The organism is Streptomyces viridosporus T7A (genome assembly GCF_008704515.1).
Lineage (GTDB): Bacteria > Actinomycetota > Actinomycetes > Streptomycetales > Streptomycetaceae > Streptomyces > Streptomyces viridosporus.
The window spans coordinates 1,885,458-1,903,967 of the sequence record NZ_CP023700.1 but is presented as its reverse complement, the minus strand read 5'-3'; the positions used below and the strand labels follow the sequence as shown (position 1 = coordinate 1,903,967).

At 74.0% G+C, this 18,510-nt stretch carries 15 protein-coding genes; 10 read left to right on the top strand and 5 right to left on the bottom strand.

The window, feature by feature from the left end:
- The first annotated feature begins 65 nt into the window (after positions 1-65).
- From CP969_RS08955 to CP969_RS08930, 6 genes are all read left to right on the top strand, one after another.
- On the top strand, positions 66-1,211 hold the full coding sequence (locus tag CP969_RS08955; RefSeq protein ID WP_004990404.1) for a sensor histidine kinase: 1,146 nt from the start codon (positions 66-68) through the stop codon (positions 1,209-1,211).
- 184 nt (positions 1,212-1,395) lie between these two features.
- Positions 1,396-2,517 (top strand): phenylalanine--tRNA ligase subunit alpha, encoded by a 1,122-nt coding sequence (gene pheS, locus CP969_RS08950; RefSeq protein ID WP_050793811.1) that lies wholly within the window; start codon positions 1,396-1,398, stop codon positions 2,515-2,517.
- Positions 2,517-5,084, top strand: a complete 2,568-nt coding sequence (gene pheT / locus CP969_RS08945; protein ID WP_016827027.1) for a phenylalanine--tRNA ligase subunit beta — start codon at positions 2,517-2,519, stop codon at positions 5,082-5,084. The genes pheS and pheT overlap by 1 nt, the downstream gene beginning before the upstream one ends.
- Positions 5,085-5,471: 387 nt before the next feature.
- Positions 5,472-6,518, top strand: coding sequence for a PP2C family protein-serine/threonine phosphatase (locus CP969_RS08940; protein WP_016827028.1), 1,047 nt, complete (start codon positions 5,472-5,474; stop codon positions 6,516-6,518).
- Positions 6,519-6,784: 266 nt separating this feature from the next.
- The gene (locus tag CP969_RS08935) at positions 6,785-8,125 is read left to right on the top strand and encodes a hypothetical protein (RefSeq protein WP_016827029.1); all 1,341 of its coding nucleotides are present in this window, start codon (positions 6,785-6,787) and stop codon (positions 8,123-8,125) included.
- Between the two features lie 153 nt (positions 8,126-8,278).
- A complete protein-coding gene (locus CP969_RS08930; protein WP_016827030.1) occupies positions 8,279-8,824 on the top strand; it encodes an NUDIX hydrolase in 546 nt (181 codons plus the stop codon).
- Between the two features lie 47 nt (positions 8,825-8,871).
- Here CP969_RS08930 and CP969_RS08925 read toward each other — a convergent pair whose 3' ends face one another.
- Positions 8,872-9,732, bottom strand: coding sequence for a 3-hydroxybutyryl-CoA dehydrogenase (locus CP969_RS08925; protein WP_004990415.1), 861 nt, complete (start codon positions 9,730-9,732; stop codon positions 8,872-8,874).
- A 170-nt stretch (positions 9,733-9,902) separates the two neighbouring features.
- Between CP969_RS08925 and CP969_RS08920 the strand changes: the two genes are divergently transcribed.
- Complete coding sequence (locus CP969_RS08920) at positions 9,903-11,165, top strand: glycoside hydrolase family 10-like protein (protein ID WP_171817509.1); 1,263 nt, start codon at positions 9,903-9,905, stop codon at positions 11,163-11,165.
- A 1-nt stretch (position 11,166) separates the two neighbouring features.
- On the opposite strand, the gene CP969_RS08915 is transcribed toward CP969_RS08920, so the two are convergent.
- Positions 11,167-11,361, bottom strand: a complete 195-nt coding sequence (locus CP969_RS08915; protein WP_004990418.1) for a DUF1918 domain-containing protein — start codon at positions 11,359-11,361, stop codon at positions 11,167-11,169.
- A gap of 89 nt (positions 11,362-11,450) precedes the next feature.
- On the bottom strand, positions 11,451-12,422 hold the full coding sequence (locus CP969_RS08910) for a DMT family transporter (protein ID WP_016827032.1): 972 nt from the start codon (positions 12,420-12,422) through the stop codon (positions 11,451-11,453).
- On the opposite strand from CP969_RS08910, the gene CP969_RS08905 reads away from it, so the two are divergent.
- Both CP969_RS08905 and CP969_RS08900 read left to right on the top strand, forming a co-directional pair.
- On the top strand, positions 12,421-13,857 hold the full coding sequence (locus CP969_RS08905; RefSeq protein ID WP_004990421.1) for an aminotransferase-like domain-containing protein: 1,437 nt from the start codon (positions 12,421-12,423) through the stop codon (positions 13,855-13,857). The two genes, CP969_RS08910 and CP969_RS08905, sit on opposite strands and share 2 nt — an antisense overlap.
- A gap of 339 nt (positions 13,858-14,196) precedes the next feature.
- Positions 14,197-14,790: a histidine phosphatase family protein gene (locus CP969_RS08900; protein WP_016827034.1), complete on the top strand. Its 594-nt coding sequence runs from the start codon at positions 14,197-14,199 to the stop codon at positions 14,788-14,790.
- On the opposite strand, the gene CP969_RS08895 is transcribed toward CP969_RS08900, so the two are convergent.
- Positions 14,772-15,212: a DUF6314 family protein gene (locus CP969_RS08895; RefSeq protein WP_016827035.1), complete on the bottom strand. Its 441-nt coding sequence runs from the start codon at positions 15,210-15,212 to the stop codon at positions 14,772-14,774. The genes CP969_RS08900 and CP969_RS08895 overlap by 19 nt on opposite strands.
- A 145-nt stretch (positions 15,213-15,357) precedes the next feature.
- Here CP969_RS08895 and CP969_RS08890 point away from each other — a divergent pair, with 145 nt between their 5' ends.
- Positions 15,358-17,847 carry an alpha-L-arabinofuranosidase C-terminal domain-containing protein gene (locus CP969_RS08890; protein WP_016827036.1) on the top strand — a complete coding sequence of 830 codons (2,490 nt, stop codon included), beginning with the start codon at positions 15,358-15,360 and terminating at the stop codon, positions 17,845-17,847.
- Positions 17,848-17,916: 69 nt separating this feature from the next.
- Here CP969_RS08890 and CP969_RS08885 read toward each other — a convergent pair whose 3' ends face one another.
- Positions 17,917-18,435 (bottom strand): CHAT domain-containing protein, encoded by a 519-nt coding sequence (locus tag CP969_RS08885; protein WP_078495445.1) that lies wholly within the window; start codon positions 18,433-18,435, stop codon positions 17,917-17,919.
- Positions 18,436-18,510 lie beyond the last annotated feature (75 nt).

The following is an 18,510-nucleotide window of genomic DNA, read 5'->3' as shown; positions in this document are numbered from 1 at the left end:
CCAAGCTCTCGGCAGGGCTCGAGCACGGGGCGCCCCGAGGAAGGTCCGAGAGGTGGGATACGGGGATGAGCGTCGGTACGAGCAGCGCACCGGGAGCACGGCGGACGGCGCGCCCGCCCGCGTCCCGGCCCGGTGATCACGCCGAGCTCGGCATCGACCCCGACCAGCTGCCCGACGGACTCGTCGTCGCCGACGAGCACGGGCGGGTGATCTGCTTCAACACGGCGGCCGTGCGCATCACGGCCGTCCCCGCCGAGCGGGCCCTCGGGCAGCGGCTCGAGGCGGCCCTGCCGTTAGAGGACCTGGAGGGCCGCCGCTGGTGGCAGCTCACCGACCCCTACGGCGGCCTCGCCATCCGGGTGGGCCAGCCCGAGCGCAACCTGCTGCTGCCCGGCGGACGCGAGGTCCTCGTCTCGGCGCGCTACGTCCGCACCCGGCCCACCGGGCCGGTCCACCGCGTCGTCGTCACCCTGCGCGACACCGAGGCCCGGCGCCGCACCGAGCGCAGCCACGCCGAGCTGATCGCCACCGTCGCCCACGAACTGCGCTCCCCGCTCACCTCCGTCAAGGGCTTCACCGCCACCCTGCTCGCCAAGTGGGAGCGGTTCACCGACGACCAGAAGCGGCTGATGCTGGAGACCGTCGACGCCGACGCCGACCGGGTCACCCGGCTCATCGCCGAACTGCTCGACATATCGCGCATCGACTCCGGGCGCCTGGAGGTGCGGCGCCAGCCCGTCGACATCGGCGCCGCCGTCGGACGGCACATCCAGGCGTACGTCGCCGCCGGGCAGCCGGCCGACCGGTTCCTGCTGCGGGTCCAGCACCCGCTGCCCGATTTGTGGGCCGACCCGGACAAGATCGACCAGGTGCTCGGCAACCTGCTGGAAAATGCGGTGCGCCACGGCGAGGGAAACGTCACCATCGACATCACGCCCTCGGTGTCCCCGCGCGAACGGGACGGCGCCGAGCACGCAGCCACGTCGGTCACCGTGAGCGACGAGGGGCCCGGCATCCCGGAGGAGTCCATGAACCGCGTCTTCACCCGCTTCTGGCGGGGCAGCAAGCGTGGCGGGACGGGCCTGGGGCTGTACATCGTCAAGGGCATCGTCGAGGCCCACGGCGGCACCATCACGGTCGGACGCGCCCCCGAGGGCGGCGCCCAGTTCCGATTTACGCTGCCCGTGGGGGCACCGGCGTATCTCGCCTGAGCGGCCCGCGGGCACATCCGTTCCTCCCCACCCCGTTAGACTCGACCCTTGGCACCTTTGTGTCCCGAGACGGGTCTCGGACGGATCCCGGGCGAACCTCGCGGACGGCGGAGGATTCGTCGAGGGGCCGGCCACGAGTCGGTGACGGGGACCATCAGCCAGCCAATCGGAAGCACGGGAAGAGATGTCGGCACCCAATAAGTCGTACGACCCTGTCGAGGTCGAGGCGTTGAAACCGGAAGAGATCGAGCGCATGCGGGACGAGGCGCTCGCCGCCTTCGCCGCCGCGGACTCCCTCGACGCGCTCCACGAGGCCAAGGTCGCCCACACCGGCCCCACCTCACCGCTGGCCCTCGCCAACCGCGAGATCGGCGCCCTGCCCCCGCACGCCAAGGCCGACGCCGGCAAGCGCGTGGGCCAGGCGCGCGGTGCCGTGAACAAGGGCCTCGCCGCCCGCCAGGCCGAGCTCGAGGCGGAGCGGGACGCCCGCGTGCTGGTCGAGGAGGCCGTGGACGTCACGCTGCCCCACGACCGCGTCCCGGCCGGCGCCCGCCACCCGCTGACCACCCTGTCGGAGCGCATCGAGGACGTCTTCGTGGCCATGGGCTACGAGGTCGCCGAGGGACCCGAGGTCGAGGCCGAGTGGTTCAACTTCGACGCCCTCAACATCGGCCCGGACCACCCGGCCCGCGGGGAGCACGACACCTTCTTCGTGCAGGGTCCCCGGGGCGGCACCGAGTCCGGTGTCGTGCTGCGCACCCACACCTCGCCCGTGCAGATCCGCTCCCTGCTCGACCGCGAGCTGCCGGTCTACGTGATCTGCCCCGGCCGCGTCTACCGCACCGACGAACTGGACGCCACCCACACCCCGGTGTTCCACCAGGTCGAGCTCCTCGCCGTCGACGAGGGCCTGACCATGGCGGACCTCAAGGGCACGCTGGACCACATGGTGCAGTCGCTGTTCGGCGAGGGCATGAAGACCCGGCTGCGGCCGAACTTCTTCCCCTTCACCGAGCCGAGCGCCGAGATGGACATGCTCTGCTACGTCTGCAAGGGCGAGTCCGTCGGCAACCCCGACCGGCCCTGCCGCACCTGCTCGTCCGAGGGCTGGATCGAGCTCGGCGGCTGCGGCATGGTCAACCCGCGGGTGCTCACCGCCTGCGGCGTCGACCCGGAGAAGTACAGCGGCTTCGCCTTCGGGTTCGGCATCGAGCGGATGCTGATGTTCCGCCACAACGTCGAGGACATGCGAGACATGGTCGAGGGTGACGTCCGGTTCACCCGGCCGTTCGGGATGGAGATCTGATGCGGGTCCCGCTTTCTTGGCTGCGGGAGTACGTCGACCTGCCGGCGACGGAGACCGGCCGGGACGTCCAGGCCAAGCTCATTTCGGCCGGCCTCGAGGTCGAGACCGTCGACCACCTCGGCGCCGACCTCAAGGGCCCCCTCGTGGTGGGCCGGGTCGCCACCATCGAGGAGCTGGAGGGCTTCAAGAAGCCGATCCGCTTCTGCACCGTCGACGTCGGCGAGGCCAACGGCACCGGCGAGCCGCAGGAGATCATCTGCGGCGCCCGCAACTTCGCCGTCGGCGACAAGGTCGTCGTCGCGCTGCCCGGTGCCGTGTTGCCCGGCGACTTCCAGATCGCCGAGCGCAAGACCTACGGCCGGGTGTCGCGCGGCATGATCTGCTCCAGCGACGAGCTGGACATGGGCGACGACGGCTCCAAGGGCATCATCGTGCTGCCGCCGGAGACCGAGATCGGCAAGGACGCCGTCGAACTGCTCGAACTGGTCGACGAGGTCCTCGACATCGCCGTCACCCCGGACCGCGGCTACTGCCTGTCGATGCGCGGCGTGGCCCGCGAGACCGCCATCGCCTACGGCCTGCCGCTGCGCGACCCGGCGCTGCTCGACGTGCCCGGCCCGAACGCCTTCGGCTACCCGGTGAAGGTCTCCGACCCCGTCGGCTGCGACCGCTTCACCGCCCGCACGGTGACCGGCCTCAGCCCCGAGGCGCGCTCCCCGATCTGGCTGAAGCGCCGGCTGCAGAAGGTCGGCATGCGCCCGATCTCGCTCGCCGTCGACGTCACCAACTACGTGATGATGGAGCTCGGCCAGCCGCTGCACGCCTACGACCGCAACCTGGTCCAGGGCACCATCGGCGTGCGCCGGGCCGAGCCGGGCGAGAAGCTCACCACCCTCGACGGGGTCCAGCGCACGCTCGACCCGGAGGACCTGGTCATCACCGACGAGCGCGGCCCCATCGGCCTCGCCGGCGTCATGGGCGGCGCCAACACGGAGATCGCCGATCACGACGCCACCGAGAACGCGTCGACCGACGTGGTCATCGAGGCCGCGCACTTCGACGCGGTGTCCGTCGCGCGCACCGCCCGCCGCCACAGGCTGTCCTCCGAGGCGTCCCGCCGCTTCGAGCGCGGTGTCGACCCGCAGGCCGCCGCCGCTGCCGCGCAGCGCACCGTCGACCTGCTGGTGCTGCTCGCCGGCGGCACCGCCGAGGCCGGGGTCACCGAGGTCGTCGCCCCGACCGCGCCGCGCACCCTCACCATCCCGGTGGACCACCCGGACAGGGTCGCGGGCGTCGCCTACGGCCGGGAGACCGTCGTCCGCCGCCTCCAGGAGGTCGGCTGCGACGTCGTGGGGAACACGGCCGCGTGGAACGCGCCGTCGGGCAGCGGTGTCCGTGAGGCGGGCGGGAAGGACGAGCTGATCGTCACCGTGCCGTCCTGGCGGCCCGACCTCACCGACCCGAACGACCTGGCCGAAGAGGTCATCCGCCTGGAGGGCTACGAGAACCTGCCCTCCACGCTGCCCCGGCCGCCCGCCGGACGCGGCCTGACCGGGCGGCAGCGGCTGCACCGCCGGATCGGCCGGGCCCTGGCCGGTGCCGGGTACGTCGAGGCGCCGAACTACCCCTTCATCGCCGAGCAGGTCTTCGACCAGCTCGGCCTGGACGCCGACGACCCGGCCCGCCGCGTGGTGAAGCTGACCAACCCGCTCAGCGACGAGGAGCCGGCGCTGCGCACCTCGCTGCTGCCGGGCCTGCTCGGCGCGCTGCGCCGCAACGACGGACGCGGCAGCCACGACCTCGCCCTGTTCGAGACCGGTCTGGTCTTCCTCCCCGGCGAGGAGCAGCGGACCGCCGTCCGGCTGCCCGTGGACCGGCGGCCCACCGACGAGGAGCTCGCCGGGCTGAACGCCGCGCTGCCCGAGCAGCCGCGGCACGTCGCCGTGGTCCTCGCCGGGGCCCGTGAGCAGGCCGGCTGGTGGGGCAAGGGCCGCCCGGCCGACTGGGCCGACGCGGTGGAGGCCGCCCGGACCGTCGCCCGCGAGGCCGGCGCCGAACTCGTCGTCCGCAAGGGCCGGTACGGCCCGTGGCACCCGGGCCGCTGCGCCGAGCTGGTGGTCACCGCCGACGGCACCGAGCAGGTCATCGGCCACGCCGGCGAACTGCACCCGGGCGTCCTGAAGACCCTGGGCCTGCCCGCGCGCACCTGTGCGATGGAGCTGGACCTGGACGCCCTGGAGCAGGTGGGCGACGACACCCCGCAGGCGCCGGGCATCTCCACCTTCCCGGTCGCCACGCAGGACGTCGCGCTGGTCGTCGACGCGTCCGTGCCCGCCTCGGACGTCGAGACCGCGCTGCGCGAGGGCGCCGGTGAACTGCTGGAGTCCATCCGCCTGTTCGACGTGTACGAGAACGCCGAGCAGCTGGGCGAGGGCCGCAAGTCGCTGGCGTACGCGCTGCGGTTCCGCGCGGGCGACCGGACCCTGACCGTCGACGAGGCGTCGGCGGCCCGGGAGTCGGCGGTCGCCCTCGCCGGCGAGCGCACCGGAGCCGTCCTGAGGGGCTAGCCGCCGCGGCGACCGCGCCGTCCCGAGGCACGCGCGTGCCTCGGGACGGCGCGGCCCCTCGCGCCCCTTCTGACGGCGCACGCCCCTCACGCCCCCGTACCGCCGGTCACCTCACTCGTTCGGGTGACAATTCCGGGCGATACGTCCGGATCGGGGCATGCGGTCGACAGAATCGGACCGGCCTTTCCGGGCCGGTCCGCGCTGTCAGGGCCTATATGGCTGTCAGGGCCTATATGGGGGGCCATCAGCATGATCCGCTTCAAGGCTGGGACTCCCCGCTGGGTGCCGCCCCGGCCCGCCTCGAGGGCTCCCGCCCCTTTCCGCCTTCCGCTTAGGTCCCGCACGGGCGGCCGCCGTGCCGCCGTCCGGCCGGGCGGCCGGCGCCGGGTGCGCGACCTCGCCCTGCCCGTGGCCCTGGGGGCCACCGCGGTGGCCTACCGGCTGACCTGCCCGCTCGCCCGGGACGACGCCCTCTGCGCGCGTCTGGTCAGCAGCGCCGTGCTGTGCGCGGTCTGCACCGGGCTGGTGCTGCACGTCCGGCACAGGATGCTGCGCGAACTGCGGCAGGTCCGCCGGGTCGCCGAGGCCGCGCAGAGCGCGCTGCTGCGGACGCCGCCCCCGCACGTCGACGGACTGGCCGTCGCCGCCGTCCAGTTGCCGGCCGACCGGGGGGCCCGGATCGGCGGCGATCTGTACGAGGTGGTCGCCACCGAGCACGGTGTACGGGCCGTCATCGGCGACGTCCGCGGGCACGGGCTCGGCGCCGTCGGGACCGTCGCCGCCGTCCTCGGCAGCTTCCGCGAGGCCGTGCACGACGAGGCCGAACTGGCCGGGGTGCTGCGCCGGTTGGAGCGGGCGGTGGCCCGGCACCTGCGGGAGCGGGCCGGGGACGAGCACGCTCCCGCGGGCACCGCGGACGCCCCGGTCTGCGAGGAGTTCGTCACCGTACTGGTGCTGGAGATCCTCCCGGACGGAGAGGTGCGGGCCCTGAACTGCGGGCACCCCTGGCCGTATCTGCTGAGCGGCGCCCGTGCCGATCCGCTCGCCCGCGCCGACCCGCTCCCGCCCCTCGGCCCGTTCCCGCTGCCGCCCGAACTCCCCGTCGTTGCCTGCGGACGCCTGCTGCCCGGCGACGCCCTCGTCCTGCACACGGACGGAGCCGAGGAGGCACGGGACGCCGACGGCCGGTTCTTCCCCCTGCGCGAGGTCCTCACCGACGCCGCGGGCGAGCACCCGGTCGCCCCGAGGACCGTGCTGCGCACGGTCCTCGGGGCGCTGCTGCGCCACACGGTCGGACCGCCCGAGGACGACGTGGCCCTGCTGATCATCGGGAACGAGCGTCCGCCCCGGCGCGCCCCCGCAGGGGTGCGGGGAGCCGCGCGCCCGGCCGCGGCGGACCCGCCCCCGACCGACCAGCTGCAGTTCCCGGCGTGAGGTGAGAGGGGGAGCCGACGGGGCCGTGCGCCGTCCGCCCCGCCACGGAGTGTCGGGCAGGCGGCCGGGCGGACGGCGCGGGAACGGGCCGCCGCACTGTACGAGGGGGAGCCGGCGGCCCGGCCGGCCTCTTTCGAGACAAGCCAGTCAACCGACCGGGAACTCTCCGCGACAGCGCGCACACGCTGCGGATTCGGGTACTCCGTTCACACCCCGTGTGAACGGAGCGCCACTACTCTGACGGCACCGATCCACCGGGGGGCCGCATGCAGCCCAACACCCTGCTCGACGCGATCCTGGACGAGGCCGGGATCTCGCACGCGGGCCTGGCCGCGCACGTCAACCAGGCTGGACGGGCGCGCGGTCTGTCGCTGCGGTACGAACACACGGCCGTCGCCCGGTGGTTGAAGGGGCAGCGGCCCCGGGGCCAGGTGCCCGACCTGATCTGCGAGGTGCTCGCCGCCCGGCTGCACCGCCCGGTCACCCTCGACGACATCGGCCTCGGCGTGCCCGGCGGGCCGTCCGCCGGGCACACCGGCTCGCTGTCCGGGTTCGTCGAGCGCGCCACCGCCCTGTGGCGCTCCGACCAGCAGCAGCGCCCGCACCTCCTCGGCGCGCCCGCGGTCACCGGCACGCCCGCCGTGACGCCCGTGTGGGAGTGGGAGAACCCGCCCGAGGACGCGGACGTCTCCCGCGGCGGCCGGCACCCGGTCACACCGGGCGACCTCGACATGCTGCGCGCCGCCCGCACCCACTACGAGCAGATGTACCGCAAGGTCGGCGGCATCGCGACGCGCGCCCGGATCGTCGGCTTCCTCCACGCCGAGGCCGCCCCGCTGCTGCGCGGCAGATACACCGACGCCACCGGCCGGCAACTGCACCGGGCCACCGGCGGATTGGTGGCGGTCGCCGGTATCTGCGCGTACGACTCCGACGCGCACGGCCTGGCCCAGCGCTACTTCCACCAGGCGCTGAGGCTCGCGAAGGCCAGCGGGGACCGGGGCCTGGGCGCGTATGTGACGGCGCTGCTGGTCAACCAGTCGCTGTACCTGCGGGAGTACCGGCAGGCCGTCGCGTTCGCGGAGGCGGCACTGCGCGCGGCCGGCCGGCACACCACCCCGGCGCTCGCCTCCGACCTGTACGCGATGCAGGCCAAGGCCTACGCGCACCTCGGCGACGGTGCGAACGCGCTGGCCTGCATCCGGCGGGCCGAGCAGGCGGCCGAACGCATCCGGCGCGGGTGCGAACCCGACGAGACCGGTTACGTCCAGCCCGGCCTGGTCAACGTCCAGGTGGCGGAGGCGCTGCTGAGCCTCGGCGAGGTGGCGGCGGCCGGTGAGCACGCCGCGGCGGCCGTGGACACCCCCGCGCACGACCGGGGCCGGGTGCACCGGCTGGCCATGCTGAGCACCGTCGAACTGCGTCAGGGCAACGCCGACCGCGCGGTGGCCATCGCGGTGCGGATGGCCGAGCAGGCCCGCGGCATGGAGTCGCAGCGGCTGCGCGACCGACTGCGGGCGGTGCGCGAGCACCTCGCGCGCAGCGGCTGCGCCGGCACGGCCGAGGCGGCCGAACTCATCGACGGGGCGCTGCGCGTACCGCTGTAGTACCGCTGTGGGACAGGGGCGGTTCAGGGGCACCGTGTCCGGCGTGCGCCTCCTCCGCGCCTTCCGCTGCGCCGTGGGCGGCCTCCCGTGCGCCTGCTGCCGGATCATTCCTGCTGCGATATTGCCCCTTACCCGTCGGAAGGTGGCAGGACCGTGCAGTGGACGAAGCAGAACGAACGGACCGTCTATGCGAACCGCTGGTTCCGGGTGAATCTCGCGGATGTCGAACTGCCGGACGGCCGGCACCTCGACCACTTCCTCATACGGTTGCGGCCCGTCGCCGTGGCCACGGTGGTGAACGGGGCCAACGAGGTCCTCCTGCTCCGGCGCCACCGTTTCATCACCGACAGCTGGGGGTGGGAACTCGCGGCGGGCGTGGTCGAGGACGGCGAGGACGCCGTCGGGGCGGCCGCCAGGGAACTGGAGGAGGAGACCGGCTGGCGGCCGGGCCCCCTGCGCCACCTCATGAGCACGGAGCCGTCCAACGGCCTCACCGACGCCCGGCACCACGTCTACTGGGCCGACGAGGGCGAGTACGTCGGCCACCCCGTGGACGACTTCGAGTCGGACCGCCGGGAGTGGGTGCCCCTCGGGCTGGTCCCCGACCTGATCGCCCGCGGCGAGGTCCCGGCCGCCACCATGGCGGCCGCGTTGCTCCTGCTGCACCGTCTCCGGTCCGGGCAGGACACCTTGCCCTGACGCCGCGGGCCCGGCACCGGGGAGGTGCCGGGCCCGCGGTCGGGGCGTCAGCCGTAGGTGTAGAAGCCCGAGCCCGTCTTGCGGCCCAGCCGGCCCGCGTCGACCATGCGCTGGAGCAGCGGGGGAGCGGCGTACAGCGGCTCCTTGTACTCCTCGTACATCGAGTGGGCGACCGAGGCCACCGTGTCCAGACCGATCAGGTCGGACAGCTTCAGCGGGCCCATCGGGTGGGCGCAGCCCATCTCCATGCCGTTGTCGATGTCCTCCCGGCTGGCGATGCCCGACTCGAACATCCGGATCGCCGAGAGCAGGTACGGGATCAGCAGCGCGTTGACCACGAAGCCGGAGCGGTCCTGGGCGCGGATCGCGTGCTTGCCCAGCACCTTCTCGGTGAACATCTGGGCACGGCTCAGCGTGCCTTCGGAGGTGGTGAGCGCCGGGATCAGCTCCACCAGCTTCTGCACCGGCGCCGGGTTGAAGAAGTGGATGCCGATCACGTGGTCGGGCCGCGAGGTGGCGACCGCCAGCTTCACCAGCGGGATGGAGGAGGTGTTGGAGGCCAGGACCGCGTCCGGACGGGTCACCACCTGGTCCAGCACCTGGAAGATCTCCGTCTTGACCTGCTCGTTCTCGACGACGGCCTCGATCACCAGGTCACGGTCGGCGAACTCGCCGAGGTCCGTGGTGAAGCTCAGCCGCGCCTGGGTGTCCTGGAGCTCCTCCGCGGTGATCTTGCCGCGCTCGGCCGCCTTGGACAGGGAGTTGAACAGCCGGGTACGGCCTATCTCCAGGGCTTCGCCGGTGGTCTCGGCGACCTTGACCTCCAGACCGGCCCGGGCGCACACCTCGGCGATCCCCGCACCCATCTGACCGCAGCCCACCACTCCGACGCGTTCGATGTCGGTCACATCGTTCCCTTCGCTCCTGCTTACGGCTGTGGCAGGTCCGCCGGGTTCCGGTGCCTGCTCCGTCCGTGCACGTTACTCCGAAGTATCGATGATCGATCGCCGGGGTGGGGCATTCTGAGCGCGAGGGGGGCCGCGGCCGGGCGGTCCGACGGGCTCCAGGGGGGGGCGCGATGGGACGTGTGTCACGCAGGGTGTTCGCGACGGCGGCGCTGGCGGCACTGGCGACGATGCCGCAGGCGTCGGCCGCGCCGGGGCGGCACGGCTCCGGAGCACCGGGCGGCCCGGGACGGGGCGGCGCCGGGGCGGCCGGCGAGATGCGGGGCGTGTGGCTGGCCACCGTGGCCAACCGGGACTGGCCCTCTCGGCCGGGACTGAGCGCCGCGCAGCAGCGCGCCGAGCTGACCGCCCACCTCGACGCGGCCGTCCGCGCCCGGCTCAACACCGTGATCCTCCAGGTGCGGCCCACGGCCGACGCCCTGTGGCCCTCGCCGTACGAACCGTGGTCGCAGTACCTCACGGGCACCCAGGGCCGGCACCCCGGCTGGGACCCACTGGGCACGGCCGTGACCGAGGCCCACGCCCGCGGTCTGGAGCTGCACGCCTGGTTCAACCCGTACCGCGTCGCCCTCCACGCCGACCCGGCCCGGCTGGCCGCCTCCCACCCGGCCCGCGAGAACCCCGACTGGATCGTCCCCCACGGCGGCAAGCTGTACTACGACCCGGGGCTGCCCGAGGTCCGCGCCTTCGTGCGGGAGGCCGTGCTCGACGCGGTGCGCCGGTACCCCGTGGACGCGGTCCACTTCGACGACTACTTCTACCCGTACCCGGTGCCCGGCCAGACCTTCGACGACGACCGCTCCCACGACGCCCACGGCGGCGCCTTCCCGGACCGGGCCGCGTGGCGGCGGGACAACGTCGACCGGCTGGTGCGCGAGACGGCGGCCGGGATCAAGGAAGCCCGGCCCGGCACCCGTTTCGGCATCAGCCCCTTCGGGGTGTGGCGCAACGCGGACGCGGACGCCCTCGGCTCGCGCACCCGGGCGGGCGTGCAGACGTACGACGACCTGCACGCGGACACCCGCCGGTGGGCCCGGGAGAACTGGATCGACTACATCTGCCCGCAGCTGTACTGGCACATCGGCTTCGCCGCCGCCGACTACGCCGAGCTGCTCCCCTGGTGGGCCGAGGTCGTACGGGGGTCGGGCACGCAGCTCTACCTGGGAGAGGCGCTGTACAAGGCGGGCGACCCGGCGCAGCCCGCGGCCTGGCAGGACCCGGCCGAGCTGTCCCGTCACCTCGCCCTGGCCGGGAAGTACGCAGCGGCACGCGGGCACGTCTTCTTCGCCGCCCGCGAGCTGGCGGCCGACCCGGTCGGGGCGATGGCGCGGGTGGTCGCCGACCACTACCGGCAGCCGGCGACACCCCCGCGCTGACCTACCGCTGGTGGGCCTTGTGCCGGATCTCGGAGTCGGGGCCGGGCGAGCACACGGCCTCGTGCCCGTCCTCGAAGCGGACCCGGTAGGGCGGGTTGCCCTCCTGCCCCATCACTTCGACGATCTCGGCGACCTTGTCGTGCTGACCGACCACCCTGCCGTGCTGGACAAGCTGGTCACCCACGGTTGCGTGCATCGGGGCCTCCTCACAGGTGCGGGAGCAGCGGTCCGTGGCCTCGAGTCTACGGCGGGGCGCGCCGCCCGGCAGCGGGCCGTACGCACCCCTCAGGCGCGCGTCCGTTGCGTGACGGCGATGCACACGAGCACCGCCGCGGCCGTCAGCGGGGCGGCCGGCGTCAGGCGCTCGTTCAGCAGCAGCACCGACCACACCAGTGTGAGCAGCGGCTGGGCCAGCTGCAACTGGCTGGCCTTGGGGATGCCGATCGCCGCCATGCCCCGGTACCAGACGACCAGCCCGAGGAACTGCGAGCCCGCGGCCACCCACAGCAGCCCGGCCACGCTGTGCGCGGTCAGCCGCACCGGCTCGAGGGCCAGCGCGATCGCGGCGGCGGGCACGGTGAGCGGCAGGCACAGCACCAGGGCCCAGCCGATCACCTGCCAGCCCGGCATCACCCGGGCCAGCCGGCCGCCCTCGGTGTACCCGGCCGCGCACACCAGCAGCGCCGCGAAGAGGTACAGGTCGGCCGTGGTCGGCGCGCCGCCGCTCTGCCGGACGGTGAACACCGCGACGGCGGCGGCTCCGGCCAGGGCCGCGGCCCAGAAGGTGCGCGAGGGGCGGGAGCCGACGCGCAGGGCGGACAGCAGCGCCGTGGTCAGCGGAAGGAGCCCCACCACGACCGCCGCGTGCGCGGTGGTCGAGGTCTGCAGCGCCAGGGTGGTCAGCATCGGGAAGCCGAGGACCACCCCGGCGCCGACCACCGCGAGCCCGGGCCAGTGCCGGCGGTCGGGCGGCGGAACCCGCCCCCACGTGCGGCCTCGCCCCCACGCGCGGCCTCGTGCGCGCGGGGGCGCCCCCGCGGCGAGCAGGCAGCCGCCCGCGACCAGTGCCGCGAGCACGCTGCGCACGGCCACCAGCGACCAGGGGCCGAAGCCCTCCAGGCCCCAGGCGGTGGCCGGGAAGGTGAGGGAGAAGGCGATGACGCCCAGGGCGGCCTGGAGGGTGCCGAGGCCGGCGCGGTCCCGGTGGGCGGCGACCGCTACCGGGGTCGCGGGAGTAGCGCTACTCTGTGCTTTCATGCATGAGCGTAGCAGCGTCGGTGAATTGGCGGATCGGCTGCGAAGCGAGCTCGACCGCTACTCTCCCGGTGAGAAGCTCCCGTCCAGTCGGGCCCTGGTGGAGCGGTTCCGGGTGAGCCCCGTGACCGTCTCCCGGGCACTGGCGCAGCTCGCCGCCGAGGGCCTGGTCGTCACCCGGCCCGGCGCCGGCGCCTTCCGCGCCCGGCCCCGGGTCCCGGCCGCTCCCGCCGGGGACACCTCCTGGCAGGAGGTCGCCCTCAGCGCGGACGGCGCCGCCGACCTCGTACCGCGCTCGGTGGACGCCTCCGGGGTGCTGGTCTCGCTCGCCGCGCCGCCGCCCGGGGTGATCGAGTTCAGCGGCGGTTATCTGCACCCCTGCCTGCAGCCGGAGCGGGCGATGGCGGCGGCGCTGTCCCGGGCCGGGCGCAGGCCGGGTGCCTGGGGGAGACCGCCCGTGGAAGGACTGCCGGAGCTGCGCGAGTGGTTCGCGCGCAGTGTCGGGGGGCCGGTGACGGCGGCGGGGGTGCTGGTCACCTCGGGCGGTCAGTCCGCGCTGACCACCGCCCTGCGCGCGCTCGCGCCGCCCGGCGCGCCCGTCCTCGTCGAGTCGCCCACCTACCCGGGCATGCTGGCCATCGCCCGCGCGGCCGGACTGCGCCCGGTGCCCGTCCCGGTGGACGCGGACGGCGTACGGCCCGCGCTGCTCGCGGACGCGTTCCGGGCGAGCGGCGCCCGGGTCTTCGTCTGCCAGCCGCTGTTCCAGAACCCCACCGGCGCCGTGCTCGCGCCCGACCGGCGCGGCGAGGTGCTGGGCATCGCCCGCGCGGCGGGCGCCTTCGTGATCGAGGACGACTTCGTCCGGCGGCTGGTGCACGAGGACGCGGGGCCGCTGCCGCGACCGCTCGCCGCCGAGGACCCCGACGGGGTCGTGGTGCACGTCTGCTCGCTGACCAAGGCGACCTCGCCCAGCTTCCGGGTGAGCGCCCTCGTCGCACACGGTCCGGTGCTGGAGCGGCTGCGGGCCATCCAGGTCGTCGACACCTTCTTCGTGCCCCGCCCGCTCCAGGAGGCCGCGCTGGAACTCGTCGGCTCGCCCGCCTGGCCGCGCCATCTGCGCGCGCTCTCGGCCGAGTTGCGGGTCCGTCGGGACGCCATGGCCGCCGCGCTCCGTCTCCACCTGCCGGAACTCGCCCTGCCGCACGTCCCCTCCGGCGGCTACCACCTGTGGCTGCGGCTGCCCGACGGCACGGCCGAGTCCGCCCTGACGGCCGCCGCCCTGCGCGCCGGCGTCGCCCTCACCCCCGGCCGCCCGTACTTCAGCGCCGAACCCCCGGCCGGGCACCTCAGGCTGAGCTTCGCGGCGGTGGCGGGAGCCGGGGAGATCGCGGAAGGGGTGCGGCGTCTGCGGAGCGCCTGCGACGAGGTGCCGGGATGACCGCTCGACGCCGTCCCGCACGGTGTCCCGCACGGTCCGCCGGCATCCCGCCGTGCCCGGCGCCCCGCGCCCGCCCGAGGGCCGCGGGGCGTCCGCCGGTCCCGGCCGGACCGACGCCGCGCGGGTGCGCCGGTGGCCGTCCGCCGGGGCGCACCGGGCCCCCGGGACGTCCCGGGAAGGCGGGCCCCGGCGATCGCGGGCCCGCCCGTCCTCGGGGGATCGCGCGGCCGGCTCGCGGCGCGGGCGACTTGTCCGGCGTATCCCGACCCGGGTGAACCCCGAGTAACGTTCGGAGCGGCACCTCTTGACCCGGATACTTCCGCGCCCGACCATCGCCGCATGGCACTTCGGGTCACGTTCGTCGCCGCCGCGGGGAGCTCCTCGGTGCTCGCCGAACGCTTCGAGGACGACCGGCCGCTGGACCGGGCCGGCTGGGACGAGGTGCAGCGGGCCGTCCCCGATCTGCTGCCGCTCGCCGCGGCCGATCTGCGCTACTGCTCGCCGGCCCCGCGCAGCCGTGCCACCGGGGAGGGTCTCGGTTACGCCCCGCTGGTCCAGCTCGCCCTGCGCGACTGCGACATGGGCCGCTGGCGCGGGATGACCCTGGGTGAGGCGATGGCCCGGGAGCCGGGGGCGGTGGACGCCTGGCTCGCCGACCCACGGGCCACACCGCACGGCGGGGAGTCGCTGCTGGACTTCATCAGGCGCCTCGGCGGCTGGCTCGACACCCGGCCCCTGGAGGACGGCTGCGGGGCGGTGGCCGTGGCCGAGCCGTCCGTCATCCGCGCGGCCCTGGTGTACGTGCTGAAGGCGCCGCCGGCGACGTACTGGAGCATCGACGTCCGCTCGTTGTCGACGATCGGCGTGGCCGGCCGGCCGGGCCGCTGGAGCCTGTGCCTCGACGGGGTGTCCGCTCAGCCCCTGCGCGCGTAGTCGGTGGTCAGCTCCAGCTCCTTGGCCGGACCGCGCACCCGCCAGACCGTCCGCCAGTGGTCCTCGTCGCGGACGGTGAACTCGCCCCGGTAGAGGTCGGCCGAGCACGGGTGGTCGGCGACGTGCCGGCCCGTCGAGAGGTCCAGGTCGTGGAACGGGCGGCCGTCCGCGAACCGTACGCGCGCCGTGCCGCCCGGCCCCGGCAGGAAGCGCAGCGTCCGCTCGGCGGGCCGGGCGACGCCCCGCCAGGTGAAGGTGCCGGACTCCCGGTGCAGCAGGCCGCCGCCCTCCAGCGGGCCGAAAACGGTCACCCCCTCGAAGCGGCCGAGGTCGCCGCTGGCCAGGTCGCGCACGGTCCGCTCCACCCGCCAGCGGCCGCGCAGATGGGCCAGTACGTCGGGCACCGGCCAGAACTCGCCCATCGGGTCCCTTCCCGCACGCTCTTCGCCGCCGCACGCCCCATTGACGTGCTCCTGTCTCCTCCCTATCTTGCCGTTCGAAGTGGTGGTCAACGATCGACATATCGAACAACTCCAGAGTCCCCGCCCAGAGAGCCGCGGAGTATCCATGTCACGCACCGCACGAAGCCGCGCCCGCCTCCGACTCGGCCTCACCGCCACCGCCCTGCTGACGGCCGCCGCCCTCGTCCCGGCCCCCGCGCACGCCGAGGACGTCACCGACTACACGCTCACCGTCGACCCGGACGCCCGGGGCGCGACGATCGGCGACACGATGTACGGCGTCTTCTTCGAGGACATCAACCGGGCCGCCGACGGCGGTCTGTACGCCGAGCTCGTGCAGAACCGGTCCTTCGAGTACTCCACCGCCGACCACGGCTCCTACACGCCCCTGACCTCCTGGACGGCCGCCGGCACGGCCGAGGTGCTGAACGACGCCGGCCGACTGGGCGAGCGCAACCGCAACTACCTCTCCCTGGGCGCGGGTTCCTCCGTCACGAACGCCGGCTACAACACCGGCATCCGCGTGGAGAAGGGCAAGCGGTACGACTTCTCCGTGTGGGCGCGCGCCGGGGGCGGCACCACCCTCACCGTCGGCCTGAAGGACGCCGCCGGTCAGTTGGCGAGCACCCGGCAGGTGGCCGTCAAGGGCGGCTGGACCAAGTACAGGGCCACGTTCACCGCGTCCCGCACCAGCAACCGCGGCCGGCTGACCGTCGCCTCCTCCTCCGCCGCGGCCCTCGACATGGTGTCGCTGTTCCCGCGCGACACCTACCGGAACCAGCCGAACGGCCTGCGCAAGGACCTCGCCGAGAAGATCGCCGCCCTGAAGCCGGGCTTCGTCCGCTTCCCCGGCGGCTGCCTGGTCAACACCGGGTCCATGGAGGACTACAGCGAGGCCTCCGGCTGGCAGCGCAAGCGCTCCTACCAGTGGAAGGACACCGTCGGACCGGTCGAGGAACGCGCGACCAACGCGAACTTCTGGGGCTACAACCAGAGTTACGGCCTCGGCTACTACGAGTACTTCCGCTTCGCCGAGGACGTCGGCGCCATGCCGCTGCCCGTCGTCCCGGCGCTGGTGACCGGCTGCGGCCAGAACCGGGCCACCGACGACGAGGCGCTGCTGGAGCGGCACATCCAGGACACCCTGGACCTCATCGAGTTCGCCAACGGCCCGGCGACCTCCACCTGGGGCAAGGTGCGCGCCGAGATGGGCCACCCCAAGCCCTTCGGCCTCACCCACATCGGCGTCGGCAACGAGGAGAACCTGCCCAGGGAGTTCTTCGCCCGCTTCCAGAGGTTCCGGGCCGCCATCGAGGCGAAGCACCCCGACATCACCGTGATCTCCAACTCCGGCCCGGACGACTCCGGCACGACCTTCGAGACCGCCTGGCAGCTCAACCGCGAGGGCGGGGTCGACATGGTCGACGAGCACTACTACAACAGCCCGCAGTGGTTCCTGCAGAACAACGACCGCTACGACGCCTACGACCGCGAAGGCCCCAAGGTCTTCCTCGGCGAGTACGCCTCCCAGGGCAACGCCTGGAAGAACGGTCTCGCCGAAGCCGCCTTCATGACCGGGCTGGAGCGCAACGCGGACCTCGTCGAGCTCGCCTCGTACGCGCCGCTGCTCGCCAACGAGGACTACGTCCAGTGGGCGCCGGACATGATCTGGTTCAACAACCACGCGTCCTGGGGGTCGGCCAACTACGAGGTGCAGAAGCTCTTCATGAACAACGTCGGCGACCGGGTGGTCCCGTCGACGGCGAGCACGACCCCGGGCGTCAGCGGCCCGATCACCGGCGCCGTCGGCCTCTCGACCTGGGCGACCAGCGCCGCGTACGACGACGTGAAGGTCACCGCCGCCGACGGGTCGACGCTGCTGAGCGACGACTTCTCCGGTGGCGCCGCGCAGTGGAAGCACGTCGGCGGCGGCAGCTGGAGCGTCCAGGACGGCCGGTACGTCCAGACCGACGAGGCCGCCGAGAACACCATGGTCACGGCCGGCGACCCGGCCTGGCACGACTACGACCTGCACGTGAAGGCCACCAAGGAGTCCGGCAAGGAGGGCTTCCTCGTCGCCTTCGGCGTCCGGGACACCGGGAACCACTACTGGTGGAACCTGGGCGGCTGGAACAACACCCGGTCCGCCGTCGAGCAGGCCGTGGACGGCGGCAAGTCGACGCTGATCTCCAGGGCCGGGTCGATCGAGACGGGCCGCTCCTACGACATCGACATCAAGGTGCGCGGCCGCCAGGTCACCCTCTACCTCGACGGCCGGGAGTGGGGCGGCTTCACCGACGACAAGCCGGCCGAGCCGTTCCGCCAGGTGGTCACCGAGGACGCCCGGACCGGCGAGCTGATCGTCAAGGTCGTCAACGCCCAGCCGGCCGAGGCCCGCACGGCGATCGACCTCGGCGGCGCGAAGGTCGCCCCCACGGCCCGCGTGACCACGCTGGCCGCCGACGCGGACGCGGTGAACACGGAGACGGACACCCCGGTCACCCCGGTGACGTCCACCCTCCGGGGCGTCTCGGACGAGTTCGCGTACACGTTCCCGGCGCACTCGGTGACGTTCCTGAGGATCAGGCAGCGGTAGCGGACCCGGCCCCGCGGGCTGCCGCACCGGCAGCGGCGGCCCGCGTCCGGCGGCGAACCGCGGACACGGTCACGCGCCGACGTGCACGAAGGCGGCCCACTGGACGGGCGGGGCAGGGGCGAACCGCAGCGGGTCGAGCAGGGCCACCGCTTCGAAGCAGGCCTCGGCCGCACCGACCGGGAGCCGGGGGTGACCGTGCTCCGGCCACCGGGTGAACCGGTCGCGCCCGGCACCGTCCGACGAGTTCCTGAGCCACCGCCGAGCCGCCGCGAGCGCCGCGGCCGTGCCCGCCCCGGGAGCCGTCCGCCACCGGTCGCGGAAGTCGGTCGTCAGCGGCAGCGCGGTGGCGTCGGGCACCTCCCCCGGCGGAGCGACGACGGCCGCGGCACCGGCCTGGAGCAGACCGGTGGGCAACCCGACCACCTCGTCGGGCGAGGCGGTGCCGGGCAGCCCGCTGCCGCAGGCGGAGAGCACCACCGGACGCGCCCCGATGCGCATCCGCATCAGTACGCCGCCCAGGTCGAGCAGGTACGGGGGGCAGGCTCGCCGGGGAGCGCACTCACCCGGCGACCGGAACGCTCGGCGCATGGCCCGGCACCCCTTTTCACCCCATCGCGTTGCATAAAACTGCGGCGAAACGTATAGTCATGCCATCGAGAAGGA

What these genes read in the sequence shown, in the direction of transcription:
- CP969_RS08955 (WP_004990404.1), top strand. Translation starts at nt 66, where the DNA reads ATGAGCGTCGGTACGAGCAGCGCACCGGGAGCACGGCGGACGGCGCGC.
- pheS (WP_050793811.1), top strand. Translation starts at nt 1,396, where the DNA reads ATGTCGGCACCCAATAAGTCGTACGACCCTGTCGAGGTCGAGGCGTTG.
- pheT (WP_016827027.1), top strand. Translation starts at nt 2,517, where the DNA reads ATGCGGGTCCCGCTTTCTTGGCTGCGGGAGTACGTCGACCTGCCGGCG.
- CP969_RS08935 (WP_016827029.1), top strand. Translation starts at nt 6,785, where the DNA reads ATGCAGCCCAACACCCTGCTCGACGCGATCCTGGACGAGGCCGGGATC.
- CP969_RS08920 (WP_171817509.1), top strand. Translation starts at nt 9,903, where the DNA reads ATGGGACGTGTGTCACGCAGGGTGTTCGCGACGGCGGCGCTGGCGGCA.
- CP969_RS08915 (WP_004990418.1), bottom strand. Translation starts at nt 11,361, where the DNA reads ATGCACGCAACCGTGGGTGACCAGCTTGTCCAGCACGGCAGGGTGGTC.
- CP969_RS08905 (WP_004990421.1), top strand. Translation starts at nt 12,421, where the DNA reads ATGCATGAGCGTAGCAGCGTCGGTGAATTGGCGGATCGGCTGCGAAGC.
- CP969_RS08910 (WP_016827032.1), bottom strand. Translation starts at nt 12,422, where the DNA reads ATGAAAGCACAGAGTAGCGCTACTCCCGCGACCCCGGTAGCGGTCGCC.
- CP969_RS08900 (WP_016827034.1), top strand. Translation starts at nt 14,197, where the DNA reads ATGGCACTTCGGGTCACGTTCGTCGCCGCCGCGGGGAGCTCCTCGGTG.
- CP969_RS08895 (WP_016827035.1), bottom strand. Translation starts at nt 15,212, where the DNA reads ATGGGCGAGTTCTGGCCGGTGCCCGACGTACTGGCCCATCTGCGCGGC.
- CP969_RS08890 (WP_016827036.1), top strand. Translation starts at nt 15,358, where the DNA reads ATGTCACGCACCGCACGAAGCCGCGCCCGCCTCCGACTCGGCCTCACC.
- CP969_RS08885 (WP_078495445.1), bottom strand. Translation starts at nt 18,435, where the DNA reads ATGCGCCGAGCGTTCCGGTCGCCGGGTGAGTGCGCTCCCCGGCGAGCC.